The sequence below is a fragment of the Hyphobacterium sp. genome (assembly GCF_965217055.1).
GTDB lineage: Bacteria > Pseudomonadota > Alphaproteobacteria > Caulobacterales > Maricaulaceae > Hyphobacterium.
Window position 1 is genome coordinate 1,970,865 of the sequence record NZ_OZ244227.1, and the last position, 14,188, is coordinate 1,985,052.

Consider the following 14,188-nt stretch of genomic DNA (forward strand, 5'->3'; position numbering starts at 1 on the left):
CGCCAAGGGCTGACATGGCGGCTAGCCTTTCGAAAGGGAATACAGGGGGAATTACATGTTTCGATTGATTGCTGCGGCCGCGCTGGCCGCAATCCTGGCGGGTGTCGGCCACGCCCAGGACATGTTTTCGAATGTACAGACGCTTTCGAGCGATGGCGGCGGCCCGGACCGAATCAGTTTCGACCGGCTATCGCCGGACGTGATGCGGATGACGCCGGGCGACACGATCCGGCTCAATTTTGGCGCCGGTTACGTCGCAGAGCTTGACGAGATCCGTTACCAGGAAATGGGCGGTGCAGTGTGGGCCGGCCGGCTCGAAGGCCAGGGTCTGACGAACCGCGTGCTGATTACCGAGACCAACGGCCAGGCGTTCGGCCGCATCTCGACCCCCGACGGCGTCTGGCAAGTGGCCTCCCTGGACGGGCGGCAACAGATTGTCCGCGTTCCCTCGAACAGTTCAATCTATCGCGAGAACGACACCGTCGTGCCCGCGACCAATGCCCTTCTCAACGACTCGCTGACAGGGTTCGATGCTGACCAGATCGCGGAAGCGGTGGCTATCGGTTCCAACGGAACGATCGACATTGCCGTCTATTATTCGCAGAGCTTCTCGGCGCTCTGGGGCATCGCCTCGGGCGGACGCGTGCAGCACTTGATGGCGGTTCTCGACCAGGCCCTGATCGACAGCGATACCGGGCTGCGTGCGCGTCTGGTTTTCCATGGCGGCGTCACGCTGGACGACGACAATGCCGACCAGGCGCAGACTCTCGCCAATATTTCAGGCAACACCGATCCGCAGGAGGCGCCGACAATCACGCAGGACCTGTCCGCCGAGCGGGGGGTCCGTACAAGCCATGGTGCCGATCTCGTTGCGGTACTGCAGCGCACGTCTGACGGGCATGGCGGCTGCGGTATTGCCAACCTTCTCGGAGCGCTTGATGCCGGTGCAAATGCCGGCGACATCAATGCGGCCTGGGCAGATCAAGGTTATTCGGTGAGCGGCGACTGGTTCGACACGGCCAATAGCGGGTTCTGTTCGGACGTGACCTTCGCCCATGAAGTCGGACACAATATGGGCATGGCCCACAATGTGGAGAATTCGGGCGTCGGAACCGGCGTTCGCAATTATGCCAATGGCCATCGCGTCGACTGCGAGTTCATCACGGTCATGGCCTATCCGACCGGTTCGAACGGCACCAATGCCGCGACGGAATGCCCGGCCGGCGCCTCGCGGGCGTTCGGTGACGAGCAGGAAGCGCCGTATTTCTCCAATCCGGAGCTGACGCTTTGTCCGAACGGTGCGGCTTGCGGTATCGCCGTCGCCAATGGCGACGGGATCTCGCCGGCCATGGACAATCAGGACCCGGCCTACAATGCCAGGGCGGCGCGAGAGGAAAGCCTCGACATCGCGAATTTCCAGACGGAAGTGGCCCGTGTCGTCTCCTCGGTATTGCCGATCACGCGTGCGGTCCAGAACGGCACGCCGGCGACGGCTTTTGCCACAGTCATCAACCCGGCCAGTTCGGGCGGCACGGCGACGGATTGCCAGCTGCGCCTCGGAGGCAGCAGCGCCGGCGAGTTCTCGTATCAGACGACGACCTCGGCGAATGCTTTGACCGGGACCGCCGACACGCCGGTGGATATTGACGCGGGTGTTGCCCAGAACTTCATCTTCTCGGTCACCAGCGCAGGCGATTTCGGTGACGATCAGGGGTTGGGCCAGGCGTCGGCGAACAATGAGACCAATCTGTTCATCGAAGCCTATTGCACCAACCGTCGTTCGGCCGAATTCGTGCTCGGTCTCAACACGCTGACCTTTACCTCGTCCTCGACGGCCGTGCCCGACATCGTCGCACTGGCCACGTCGGGCGATCCGGGCCGGGTCAATGTGCCGACCACCGGAAACATGGTGGGCGTGTTCGCAGTGGCGATCTCCAATGTCGGTGCCGCCGGCACGATCGACGTTTCCGCCGACACCGGCGGCCAGACGCTGGCGATCCAGGACATCGAGGTGTGTCCGACGGACCCGAATACGGGTGCATGCACGGCGGCTCGGGCGGCAACGACGCAGGCCACAATCGCAGCGGACGGGACGGCGACATTCGGCGTGTTCGTGCGTGGCAACGGCCAGGAGATCGCCAATGATCCTGCCCGCAACCGGGTGTTCGTCCGCTTCAATGAAGGCGGCGAGGCGCGCGGTGCAACCAGTGTCGCGGTGCGGACCCAGTAAGCAGGGACGGGCGGGCCGGAGGCGTCTCCGGCCCGCGCTCGCGGGCCCCGGAAACGCGGCGCAGCGGAGCGGCAATTGCTGCCTTGCAAATTGGAAAAGCCGAAGCTAGTTTCCGCGCCTCTTCGCAGGGGGTTGCCTGCGACAGACGGCCTGCACCGGTAGCTCAGCTGGATAGAGCACCAGACTACGAATCTGGGGGTCGGGAGTTCGAATCTTCCCCGGTGCGCCATTCTTTTCAATAGGTTAGATGTTTTCGAGATTTTGCGAAAACTGCCGTGGGCGCACCATGGGCGCACCGATTTCTGGAGCTGCAGTTTTTTGTCATGTCGAGCAAGCAGCAGGGCTGGCCGAGAAACATGCTAAGCGGTCTTTCGTAATGACTTTTGACCGGTGCTGTTACGACGCGCGTTTGGCGGTCCATCTAAAACCAACTCATGACATCAGTGATTCGATAATGCTGGTCGCGGTGGGAGAACGCTCGTTAGTCTCTGAATTCGAGTTCCAGTTCGCGATCAATCGTAGCCAAAACCTGTGGAAAAAATCCTTGATATATAGGACTATATTCATACAAAAACCGGGATAACAGTATAGAAATCCCAGTTTCTTCTGCTTTCCTTATACTAAATAAGCTTGTATTTCAACGCTAAAGTGGTGATTTACATAGCGCCGCGCATTCTCGATGCATGAATGGCCTATTATTTGGAGGTCGGCATGTTCGAAGCAGGTTTGATGACACCCCGGCAAGCAGCAGCATACCTAAATCTAGCTGTTAGTTCTCTGGCGAAATGGCGAGTGGAGGGAATTGGTCCAAGTTACATTAAGTTGGGCAGTGCCGTCAGGTATCGCCGAACAGATCTCGATGACTGGATTGGATCTAAAGTCCAATCGAGCACGTCTCAGGACCACTTGGCGCAGGAGCGCCGGTCATGAGGCGTTTTACGAGGTTTCCGACAGACGCAATGTATGACCGTCGGCTCACGAAAACGGACGTGCTCATACTCTTGGCGATCTGTATGCACCTAGCCAGCAAGACGGACGCGTGTTGGCCGTCACAAGCCACGATTGCCAAGTTCGCCCAAGTCGGCCGGCAATGCGTCAATCGCCGGATCAAGCATCTGATCCGGACCGGTTGGCTCAGGAAGCAGCGTCGCCGCCGCAAGAGCGGAATGCTTGGCTCGTGCAAGTACACGGTTCTGGAGCCTGTCCTTCCCCCGCAATATCGCCGAGGGAGCGCTCAAATATCTACTAAAATGTTTGTCGCATCTTCGGCGACAGCGGATGTCGCACAGGGAGCGACAGGGGTAGTCGCCTCAGAGGCGACAGGAAAAGAACTAGATTCAGAGAATAAGATAGGGCGGGCGGACAACTGTCGACTAAATAGCGGAGAAGAGCGCCCTGAATCTGGCGGCATTTCGATCGGGAAATGGAAATCGGCCAGGGCCGCGATCAGGACCGAGGTCGGCAAAAGGGCTTACCAGGAAGATCTCGCCAAGCTCACATGGAAGACCGGAACGATCTATGCCCCGTCCGAGTCCATCGCTCGGCGCATCTGGGCGGCATACGGCGACCGGCTCGAACGCCATGGCATTCAGGAGATCGCTTGTGTCTAGGAGGTCGCGGGTCCTTCCTGGCGCGAAACCTTTATGGCCAGTCCGAAGGCGTTTTCGGTTTCTAGTGAGGCTCGGGCGGAAAAGGTACACGGTTCGCGCACAGTTCGCACGGTTGCACGGCTGGTGGATTGGTTGGCGCTTTATCCAGTTCCAGTTGGGACTTGCTCAACGGTCGAACGAAACTCCGTTTCCGCTTACTGCTCCCAAGACCCTTCAAAATGGTCGGAAATCCCCATCAACTCCGTCGGGATGTCGCCCGAAAAAGTCAAACCGAGGTAGGTCGCCGCTCTCGTAGCTCCCACATACAAAAATTTTGCAAACAAATCGGGAAACTGATCAACTGTTTGATCGAGATCTACGAAAAAGACGGCTTCGAACTCCAATCCCTTGATATGGCGGATATTGAAAACACGGACATCGCGATCGTTGCCAACAACCTTGCCGTCCTTACACGCAACCGCCCTAAGATTGATCTCCTCGAGCCTTGCGTCGAGGGCGAGTGCTAGAGGCTCGACCTCGTGTTCGTGATTCGCAAGAACGGCGATTGTAGTCGGACGTTGAAGCGTATTATCGATCTCTCGGATGCGCTGGTTGAGCCAATCAGCAATCAACTCATTTGTGCTGAGATGTGTTTGCCAAACCGGCGGAAGCCCCTCCATGTCCAACCTGTCAGGTAATACGATATCCGAGGGCTCTGACCCGCCAATCGCTGCGATATCTTTCGCCAATTCTACGAGGCGCTGACTTTGACGGTATGAAACCGTGATCGACTTTCTCACAATGTTAGGATCGATCCAGCTCAAGGCTTCATTGGATCTCACTCCCCACGGCGTTAGCCGCTGGTTTACGTCGCCGCACAAGAAAAGTGACCGCAATGAGGGATGGGTCAGCTCGCGCATGCAAGCGAGCTGAATTCGCGAGAAGTCAGTGGCCTCATCCACGAGAAGCTGAGCGCGTTGCAGATATCGGATCGCGCCAAGCGAACCTGTGGTGGGAAGATCAGCGGCAGGCCTTGATCGAATGCCGGACAACAATTCGTTGCCGATCTGCAACGTAGCGAGAATTATCAGGTCAAGCTCCCGCCAATGGACATCCGCGCGTTTAGGTGGTTCGGCAGAATACCACTTCCCAATCTTCGATCTTTCCGCCCTAAATTTTTTGTAGCGAGGCGCAATTCCACGAATAAACAATCGCTCAAGACGCTCGAATTTTCGCAATCGTAATTGCTCGTCTAGTAGCTTGCCGAGCTTTAAAAGTACGTCCTCAGAGGGAGTGCGCTCGCCGCCAAGCCATGAGAGCAATTTGCTATTTCTTGAATTTTTAGAGGGCTTGCGACCTGCGAAACGGGCTTTGGCGAGGGAACGCACGGCGCGCTCAAGCCAAGCGAGCGCTTGGCGGCGAGAAACAGTCCGTGCCGTTTGGTTTTCTAATGCCTGTTCATCATCGCTTGTGAGTGCTGCGTCGAGTTCATCTTCCTCCTCTGCTTCATCCCACTCGTCTGCCGCGAGCCGCGACACTTCCGCTTGCAGCGCTATAGGGAAGTCTCGGTCCTCGTAGACCAGCCGATTTCTGAATTTTGACATTACTGCTGCAATTTCAGAATGCCGGACGTCTAGTGCGGCAACGATATCAGGACGAAATCGTTCAACTTCACGAATGGTATCGGGATAGAAACTGCCTTTGATCCTCTGGAACGAAGCCGAAAGATTCGGACCTAAATCGCGCAGGTCGCGTGCCGCACTTTGTCCCAGAAGAACCGCATCCGATATGAGCTCGTCGCGTACGTCAGACGCGACGAATGACCAGAAGTCCTCGTACCAGTCCACATCGTCCGAATTGGAACTTTGAAGGTGGTCTTGAGCTTTTCGTTCAACGAATGGGCCAGCCCCAGAGCTAGTCCGCAATAGTCCAAGGTTATCGCGCGAAATTTCCCTTCGGTATTCGTCCCAAGTCCTAATATGACGGTCGCTTGCGGGCAGCCCTTCTCTGTTGAATGCTTCTTTCACATATTGGCGCAGAAGTTCGGTTGGAGAGAACACAATCCAACTTTGAGCATGAGGATGCCCGGTATCTTTCTCAACAGTGTCGATAAGACGTGTGTTTTCGCCAGATTCGACGAGTGCTTCGCGGTCAACTTTCTGACCCAGTCGTCTAATCAGGGTCGTCGTTTTCCCCGTCCCTGGCGGCCCCGAAAGGAAACAACTTGTAATGATCGGCATTCGAAAAATATCATCCTGATATCGATCTAAAACAGGCTGATCGCGAAGGCCCATTTTTGACAGGATGGCTCGCCGTACTCCGGCGACGATAATATCGGCGTCGTCATCCCAGAGCGCTTCGAGATCACTCGCGCCGACCTTGCCGCTACTGTCGATTAGCTCACGAAATGAGCGGATAGTGAAGCTACCTTGATCAATTACGTCGATTTCAGAATCGATTGAATCCCAATGCCCCGCCGACCGCCGTAGGTTGAGTTTGGCGTTATTCTGAATGGAGACCTCGCGGTCCACACCTCGAAAACTAAATGTGTCTTCGTCACCGGCCGCCAGGGTGGCAATCCGGCCGAGCGGAGTAAGATAGCTAGCTATTTTGTAGCCAGGGATACTCCGCGGAGTGCCTCGGGAAATGAAAATTGTGGTTTCACGATCATCCTCGTCAACAAACGTAACCCTGGCGATGACCGGCTGCTTGATAAGCATCGAGAGTGCGGCCCATTCAGCGGCTGCTGCGTCTGTCAGCCTATTGACCTGCTCCGGGCTATTAAATGTGTTGATGCTCGCGAAGGCGCTCGGTCCTGTGTTTCTACTCTCGTTTTTCGCTCGTTCTGCGTCATCAGCCACGCGCTCGATGCATTGGAGCGCATCACTCGCGATCTCATGCAACAGTGCATCTTTGTTCGTTTTCGTCATTGAGGTTCGCCCGCCCTTACTAGAATCTATCGCCCAGAACTGCTTGCGAAGTTTGACGCCTCGAAGCGCTTATTGATCGAGAGCCGTTCCTCGAAACGCTCGCCAAACTTTTTGGCGAACGCGAACACTGCGTCACTGTCTGAGGTTTGATCGCCAAGTTCATCCTTAATGCATTGCGGGAGCTCAGTATCCAACTTTGCAAGCATCGGCATTAGACGCTTCGCTTCCGATACCTGGCGACAAGCGAACAGCGCTGCATGAACACCCCAGCGGCATGCCCCCCAGGCCTCAATGACTTCGTCGGGCGTGCGCGCGAGCTCGCTTTCGAGCTGAAGGCGTCCAAACGGTGACCTTCCGAGCCGCATCACCCCAGATACAACGCGTCCGATAAGTCGCGGCCATCCATTAGCCTCTTCTGACCATACGGGCAGCGGGCGAGCATCGCTGGCCTCAGCGCCAATCGATGTTCCAAAGGCACAGATGATTTGAATCAGAGCTCTAAGACGAATGAGGTCGACCGGTTTCATGTCGACCTTCTTCAGTTTGTTGAGTCTGACCTCGAACGCTTCAACAGCCGATACCAGCTGAGCAGCCATGAGCTTGTTACGCCGGCGTCGTTCGCGCTCTTTCTCGGCATCTCGCTCCTGTAGACGAGATGGCTCGGCGGTCTCGGTATCTTTACTAGACCTGTCTCGATCACCTTCAAGAATATCGTCCTGGCTCATGCCAGACTCTTTGGGCGCCAAGTCGAAAGCGTCGTTCAAGAGCTCTTCGTCAGCGGCTTCGTCTTTATCGTGGACCATCAAGCCAATGAAGCGATTGAGCGCACGCGGTACCTCTTCGATGGGCCGACCGGCGACAAGCGATAGTCGTGCATGCGAACCCGGCTGAGCTGGCTTAGTTCTTACGAAATCCGCATAACTCAACCGCTTAACCTCGGGGGGCGCGTCGTCCTCTTGAGCTTTTGCTCGGATGGATGTTTCCGTGAGGGCGGCGGGCGTCTCGCTCAACTCCTCTTTATTGAACAGGTCGAGAGCCTCGAGGATATCTAGCCCTTCATCCGGCATATCGCGAAGGCGCATTATAGTCTTGCCCACGCCGCCGCGATCCTTCGCGGATGCGTTACCGCGCAAACGCTCTGTATGTTCAATTATGACGGGCGCGCTCTCTCGACCGTCATGCAGGGTCAACTCGGCTGTAATGCACTCATCAATGTCGACGCTGAGTTGGAGGCGCCAACGATTATCGTCAACCGCGTCGAGCGCGTCGGATTCCGCTAGACACTCTCCATCCTCCGATAGAAGGCGGACTAAGCGGGGAGGCGATTTCTGGAACCGATGACTCCAGTAAATAAATCCGCCACGCGCGATCAATCGACCGCCGTCGGCCGCATAGATTTTTGCCTCTTCAACACCGAGCTCGATTGGAGAAGCAGGCTTCAGCGCCGAAGGATCAAGCTTTTGCGCCAAGCTCGACCGCAGTCCCAGCGCGTCAATCGCGCTACCAGGGGCGAGGCGGCGGTAAATACCGGCTTCGGCATTACCGGACTGTCGGCTCAGGCCTGATAGTGCCGGCCAACTGCAATTGATGCTGCCGGTCAGGAGATGGTCGGCATTACGGCCTTCGGCGATAATCAGCTTGGCATGGAGAAAGCGCGACTTGGCCTGAAAATCCAGCGTATGGAAACTGGGCTGAAGCGGGTCTAGCGCCGCGCTTGGAAACCCATGCTCCTGTTGGTTCAAAATGATCGCCGTCGAAGGATTTTCGGCCGCTTCGGCAACGCTCTTCAGGCCCCGAAGCTCTTTGTCCCAATAAGGGGATAAGACAATGAGCCGGGATATCTCATCGCCCTGAAAAAGGGCTCGGATTTGATCAATCGGTGGCGCAACGACGGCATCTGTAACCAAGGACAGGAGTCCTTGGAAATCCGGGAGATCAACCGTTGTCGCCGACTTGACACTCCGAAGGAGCGGCGTTTCCTCCAAAGCGCGGCTGGCGGCTTCATTGAGCCAAGGGTCGTTCCCCGCCCAACCAAGAATGTAATCAAATGCCTGCCGGACGATTGGAAGAAGAGGGTCGGATACGTCATCACAGCGAAGCTCTGTGACGAGCTCCAAATTACCCGCTAACCCAGGTCCGGTCAGGTTGGCAGAGCCCACCATGAGACGGACAGACTTTGCACCAAATTGAAGTGCAATTTTGGGATGGAAGGCCGAGTTGCCCGGGGCACTGATCTTCAGGAGATGATAGAAACGGCCCGCATAACGCGGCGGCCCAAACTCCGCGAATTCGGCATTCAAGATTGCTTCGTCTGCCAAGACATGAATATTCCGGCATTGCGCATTGCGAAGGCGAGGCAGAACAGTGTCTTCAAATGCGCCTACCGAGAAGGCGTAGGTCGTGAAGAAGGCGGAGTGGTACCCGCTGCGGTCAAAGGCGCGATAATACTTCATGCTGACGCCAATGTTTCCCGACCACCTGGAGTTAGCCCATCGGCATCCAGTAAGCCTGCATCGGTGAGGAAGGTCAGAGACTGCTCCAAGCGCGGATTAGAGAGGGTTGCGGCAAAGCTCGACCGGAACCGCAGCTCACCATCCGTTACGTCGGCCAGGTAGGTATAGGCGCGCTGAGTACGTAGCTTGCGCGCGGCTACCCATAAATGCCGCTTGATAACGCGCTCCTTAAGGACGGAGGCCAGAACCTCCGCCGCTGGAGCGGTCGCTCGGTCGTCGATGAAGCGTTTCTCCGTCGCCAGTGAACGAAAGTGCGTTGATCCGTAGGGTTCAAACTCATGCTCGACGAGTTCGCTCTGCTCTTCAGCGCGAGACAGAACCACCGCCAACAGCCGCACCGCGGCGCGAAGTGTATCTGGTTGAATGACACCATCATGGCCGCCGCTGCGGCTTATGGCTTCCTCAAACTCGCGCTCCCCCAAGTCCGAGGCGAGCTGGGTGGTCTCGGATTGAAACTCAGCCCAGCTGGTCTCTGGAAGTTCGCTTTCCGCGACCACCTCCTCGATCAGACTGGTGAGCGTGAGGGCGCGTCGCGGCATCAATGCCAAAACACCAAGGGCTCGCTTTAACATGCCTTCATAGGCCAGGCGCAGCAGGTCATTCGTGTGATAGAGCCGCCAAAGCGCTAGAGATAATGGCTCGGCATCAGCTTCGAGGACGCCGGGTTCAGATTGTGTGTCGTACCAAGCCCATTTGGCATCCTCAGGGCGTGGACGTCGGCCAAGTTGATCGGCAAGCTCAAGAAGCTGCCGCATGGTTTGGTTGCGCGCTCCATCAGTAGCCAGCGCCTTTTCGAATCCGCCCAGCAGCAAAGCTCGAAGCAGCTTTTGCTCGTCGCTTCCGTTGGAAATAGCGCTAGGCTTGAAGACGCTTAATTGCTCAAGTTCTTCTGGTGTGACGGTGCCGCGCTCAACGACTTTTAGGAATAGCGGCTCTTGGTCTCGAACACTTTCGGAAAAGGCTTTTGCGATTTCACGCCCGCGCTCATCCGCGATATCGATCGGATGGTCCTCCGCAGCTCGAACCAGACCCATCTCGCCCATTTGGCCTGCATAGATGGCACCATAGGCGCCGGCCTTGTTCTTCAGATACCGGATCTCAGCGTCAGGAGCGGCAGCGTCAGCGAAGTTGAAGGCTTCACCACCTTCCGAAAGGGTGCGGCTTGCCCAATTTGCGCCAGTAATCCCATTCTCATATCCATTGCTGACACCGATTAGGGCGTAGAGCGCCTCGGCGCGTCGTTGAAACACGCGAAATTTCTCAAGCGAAGTATGGCCAATCGTTCGCGCATATTGCTCAAGCATCCATGGGAAGAAGGCGTAATAGCGAAGCCTGAGCGTGATTGTGCTGATGCCGGGAACGAGGCGTTGATAAAGTGCCTCGGTCGGGCGAACCATCGCCAACGGATCAAGGCCTGTATCCTGTCCGATCTCCGTCCATTCCGGCAGGTGAAGCGTTTCGGTCATTATGACCCCACCCCTAAATTACTCTCCACAATTCAGAACTCTAGCCAGATTGATTGCTCCTTCGATGCGTGCTCTTTATGCGCATAGAGGTATAAAATGAAGACCACGCCAACCATTGGTAGCTGTATCCGCGCGCGGCGTCGACACTGGCTTGTGGAGCAAACATCAGCGACGGAGGCAGACCCAGAGCTTATCGAGGTCGTCTGTATCGATGATGATGCCCAAGGGCAGGCGCAGACCTTAATCCCGGCTTGCGAGATCGACTTCAAACGGGTCGATGATGAGGCATGGAAAAGCCTGGGTCGCAAGGCGCCATCTGACCCACATGCTTTTTCGCTTTTTCTCCAAACCCTGCAGTGGGGAACCGCGACCTCGGCGGATCAGGCGCTTTTTCAGGCACCATTCCGAGCCGGAATTGAGATCTCGCCTTACCAACTCGTGCCGCTGGCGAAAGCGCTCGATCTACCGCGCGTAAATCTAATGATCGCTGACGATGTAGGTTTGGGTAAGACGATTGAGGCCGCATTGGTGATGCGCGAGCTTATGCTTCGGCGGCGGCTGGACTTTTTCGTGGTCGCGGCTCCGGCAAGCATGACCTTGCAATGGAAGGAGGAGTTAGCGTCGAAATTCGGTATTTCTGCTGAGATCGTTGATCGCGACTTTGTCGCCGACATGCGAGCAAAGCGTGGCTTCGCCTACAATCCGTGGAACAGTACTAGCGGATACATCATCTCTCACACTCTACTGCGCGAGCCAGCTTACACGGATGGCCTTCAGGCGGTGCTCGGAGACTTGCGGGCCCGCTCGATGTTGATCCTTGACGAGGCCCACCACGTTGCGCCTTCTCATGGCGATGCCTATGGGCTCGATACCCAGCTGACACGGGCGGTGCGAGATTTGGCGGCCAGGTTCGAGCATCGGCTGTTCCTGACAGCGACGCCTCACAACGGTCATTCGAACTCGTTCTCGGCACTTCTGGAGATGCTAGATCCCAGACGTTTTACGCGGGGCATTGACGTCAGCCGTGAGGAGCACGAACCGGTTATGGTCCGGCGATTGAAGACGGACCTTCGCGAGTTGACCAACACGCCGTTTCCCAAACGCGTCGTCGAACCGATTTCGCTCAAGGACACCGCATCCGAATGTCACGAGCTTCAGGTTTCAGACAAGCTCGTCGAGTTTCTTGCAAGCGCTGACATCCATCACCGCTCCGCGATCCGGTTGCAGCAGCGCCTGATGTCCTGTGTACATGCCTTTACTCTTACCCTGGAGAAGGAGTTGGAGGCCCTGGGCGAAGCTGACCGAAAGAAAGCGTCCGACCTTTTGGAATTCTCAAAATCAGTCCGTTTGAAGACAGATGCCAAAACACGGCGGCTCGCGGAGTGGGTGAAGGCAAATATGGGCAGCGGCGCGACATGGAATGGACGACGCCTGATTGTCTTTACCGAGTTTGCTGACACGCTGGAGTGGCTCAGAAAACAGCTGCTTCAACAACTCGACCTGTCTGAAGACGACGATCGGATTGCGTGCTTTACGGGTTCGTCGTCGCTTGATGAGCGCGCATTGCTAAAGTCGAGGTTTAACAGCGATCCCGCCGCCGATCCGCTTCGCATATTGCTTTGCACCGATGCGGCCCGTGAAGGCATCAACTTGCAGCACCACTGCTATGATTTGTTTCACTTTGATCTTCCATGGAACCCGTCTCGCCTTGAGCAGCGCAATGGCCGAATTGATCGGCGCCTTCAGCCAATGCCCGAAGTTCATTGCCGATATTTCGTCTACGAAAACCGTGAGAGCGACCGCATTCTCGACGCTCTGGTTAGGAAGACCGAGCGGATCAATCGGGAATTGGGTGAAATCGGTCCAGTCATTGCCGAGACACTTCAGAAGCGCCTTGAGGAAAACGGCCTCATTGGCGTTACCGGCAAGCAGCTCGAAGCAGATTTGACAAGCGAATCTTACCTGGAAGCGGAACGTCAAAAGGAAGAGCTGCGCCTGTCACCCGATCGGGATCGTCGCCGTAAGCTGCTCGTCGAGGAATTGGCAACAGTTGAGCGGCGCCTAGAACAATCACGCAAACAGAAGGCAATTTCGCAAGACTCATTGCAGGGCGTTTTACTCAATGCGGTGGAACGGGTTGCCCCTAGCGGGTTGCGGAAGTGCGACTCTTATTCGGATCACGACGTCTTCGAGATCGACGCCGAGAACGTCTCATTCCGTTCGGGCGATTGGGGACCAGTTTTCGACGAGATGAGGACGCGACCCAGAAAGAGCGGAGAAACCGAAGCCGAATACAAGGCTAATGTTCGGCCCAAGAAAGTCAGCTTCTATCCTATCAAGGACGGCGATCGACTCGATACATCGGTGGAGCAGCTTCACATCGAACACCGGCTGGTGAAGCGCCTCCTATCGCAGTTCAACGCCCAAGGTTTTCGATCGCGTCTGGAACGGACCTCGATACTTCAAACCAAAGGCGCGCAACCGCGGTGCGTCTTGTTGGGGCGGCTTTCTCTCTATGCGAAAGGTGCGGCGTCACTGCATTCCGAAATTGTTCCCATCACGGCCTCTATCAACACCGCCAGCGTTACCCCTCTAAAGGACGAAGGGCGAACAGCGCGCGAGGTTCTGCGGGAGTTGGCGGATGCGGTGGAAGAGTCGGTATTGGCGTCGGAGGACATCCAGACCGCATTTCGCGCGCGAGCGGTCGATGACGCCCAAGCGCTGCGGCCGCTTCTGCACGATCGCGCGGAGATCATCGAGGCTTCAGCGCGGGAAGACCTGTCGAAGATTGCAGATGCCCATTCTGTCTCACTCCGCAAATTGCTGGAAGGACAGAAGAGCGCGCTTCGTCGGGAAATCGAGAAGCCGGAAGCCGAGGTTCAGATGGCGCTCGACCTGCGAACATCTGACGACATCGAGCAACGAAAACAAGATGAAGAGCACTGGCGACGGCGCCTGACCCGGATCGATGAGGAGATCGCGCGCGAACCCGAAGATGTTCGTCGAATGTACGAAATCGTGGCGCGCCGTCTCGAGCCCGTTGGCCTTGTCTATCTGCTTCCGGAGGGCTTCCGGCTATGAGTGATCTCTGGCTCAAGCATGTCCGCCAGGAAGGCTTGGTCGTGTCCGCAGCCGCCCTGGAAGAAGCACCTGTTTTGCAGGACCGCTCTGACAGCGAAGCTTATGAACAGTGTCGCGGTGACTTCTGGCAGATCGCGGATCACGTTTTGGGGTGGCCGGCCAAGTTCATCATCCCCCGCACACAACAGCCGGAGCTGAGCACCAAGCGGCTTACCGAACTCAATGTCACGCTAACTGCCGACGCGGCCATCGTCTCGACGAAAGGAGACGAGGTGCGCCTTCTGGTCCGCAAACTTGGCAATGAGGATCCGGATGCCAAGGGCGCGGTCGAGGGCTGGGAGGGCTTTTCACACCAGCAGGCCTTCGAACGCCTACTTCG

7 protein-coding genes and 1 tRNA gene are annotated in these 14,188 nt (G+C 56.8%); 5 read left to right on the top strand and 3 right to left on the bottom strand.

All coding sequences use genetic code 11. From position 1 onward, the window contains the following. Window positions 1-55: 55 nt before the first annotated feature. The 4 genes from ACOOFN_RS09860 to ACOOFN_RS09875 all read left to right on the top strand — a co-directional run bounded on the left by ACOOFN_RS09860 (window position 56) and on the right by ACOOFN_RS09875 (window position 3,840). Complete coding sequence (locus tag ACOOFN_RS09860) at window positions 56-2,230, top strand: M12 family metallo-peptidase (protein ID WP_420430978.1); 2,175 nt, start codon at window positions 56-58, stop codon at window positions 2,228-2,230. 152 nt (window positions 2,231-2,382) lie between these two features. Then, window positions 2,383-2,459, top strand: a tRNA-Arg gene (locus ACOOFN_RS09865). A gap of 500 nt (window positions 2,460-2,959) precedes the next feature. Then, entirely contained in the window at window positions 2,960-3,160 is a 201-nt protein-coding gene (locus tag ACOOFN_RS09870; RefSeq protein WP_420435061.1) for a helix-turn-helix transcriptional regulator, read from the top strand. Continuing rightward, complete coding sequence (locus tag ACOOFN_RS09875) at window positions 3,157-3,840, top strand: helix-turn-helix domain-containing protein (protein WP_420430979.1); 684 nt, start codon at window positions 3,157-3,159, stop codon at window positions 3,838-3,840. The genes ACOOFN_RS09870 and ACOOFN_RS09875 overlap by 4 nt, the downstream gene beginning before the upstream one ends. A 194-nt stretch (window positions 3,841-4,034) precedes the next feature. Here ACOOFN_RS09875 and ACOOFN_RS09880 read toward each other — a convergent pair whose 3' ends face one another. From ACOOFN_RS09880 to ACOOFN_RS09890, 3 genes are read right to left on the bottom strand one after another with little or no spacing between them, the layout of a single operon-like run. Further along, complete coding sequence (locus ACOOFN_RS09880) at window positions 4,035-6,749, bottom strand: ATP-binding domain-containing protein (RefSeq protein ID WP_420430980.1); 2,715 nt, start codon at window positions 6,747-6,749, stop codon at window positions 4,035-4,037. A 26-nt stretch (window positions 6,750-6,775) separates the two neighbouring features. Then, window positions 6,776-9,202: a hypothetical protein gene (locus ACOOFN_RS09885; RefSeq protein WP_420430981.1), complete on the bottom strand. Its 2,427-nt coding sequence runs from the start codon at window positions 9,200-9,202 to the stop codon at window positions 6,776-6,778. Next, the gene (locus ACOOFN_RS09890; protein ID WP_420430982.1) at window positions 9,199-10,728 is read right to left on the bottom strand and encodes a hypothetical protein; all 1,530 of its coding nucleotides are present in this window, start codon (window positions 10,726-10,728) and stop codon (window positions 9,199-9,201) included. The genes ACOOFN_RS09885 and ACOOFN_RS09890 overlap by 4 nt, the downstream gene beginning before the upstream one ends. A gap of 96 nt (window positions 10,729-10,824) precedes the next feature. Between ACOOFN_RS09890 and ACOOFN_RS09895 the strand changes: the two genes are divergently transcribed. Further along, window positions 10,825-13,809 (top strand): helicase-related protein, encoded by a 2,985-nt coding sequence (locus tag ACOOFN_RS09895; protein ID WP_420430983.1) that lies wholly within the window; start codon window positions 10,825-10,827, stop codon window positions 13,807-13,809. The last annotated feature ends 379 nt before the right edge of the window (window positions 13,810-14,188 follow it).

Coding starts and splice junctions, on each gene's coding strand:
- ACOOFN_RS09860 (WP_420430978.1), top strand. CDS start 56: ATGTTTCGATTGATTGCTGCGGCCGCGCTGGCCGCAATCCTGGCGGGT.
- ACOOFN_RS09870 (WP_420435061.1), top strand. CDS start 2,960: ATGACACCCCGGCAAGCAGCAGCATACCTAAATCTAGCTGTTAGTTCT.
- ACOOFN_RS09875 (WP_420430979.1), top strand. CDS start 3,157: ATGAGGCGTTTTACGAGGTTTCCGACAGACGCAATGTATGACCGTCGG.
- ACOOFN_RS09880 (WP_420430980.1), bottom strand. CDS start 6,749: ATGACGAAAACGAACAAAGATGCACTGTTGCATGAGATCGCGAGTGAT.
- ACOOFN_RS09885 (WP_420430981.1), bottom strand. CDS start 9,202: ATGAAGTATTATCGCGCCTTTGACCGCAGCGGGTACCACTCCGCCTTC.
- ACOOFN_RS09890 (WP_420430982.1), bottom strand. CDS start 10,728: ATGACCGAAACGCTTCACCTGCCGGAATGGACGGAGATCGGACAGGAT.
- ACOOFN_RS09895 (WP_420430983.1), top strand. CDS start 10,825: ATGAAGACCACGCCAACCATTGGTAGCTGTATCCGCGCGCGGCGTCGA.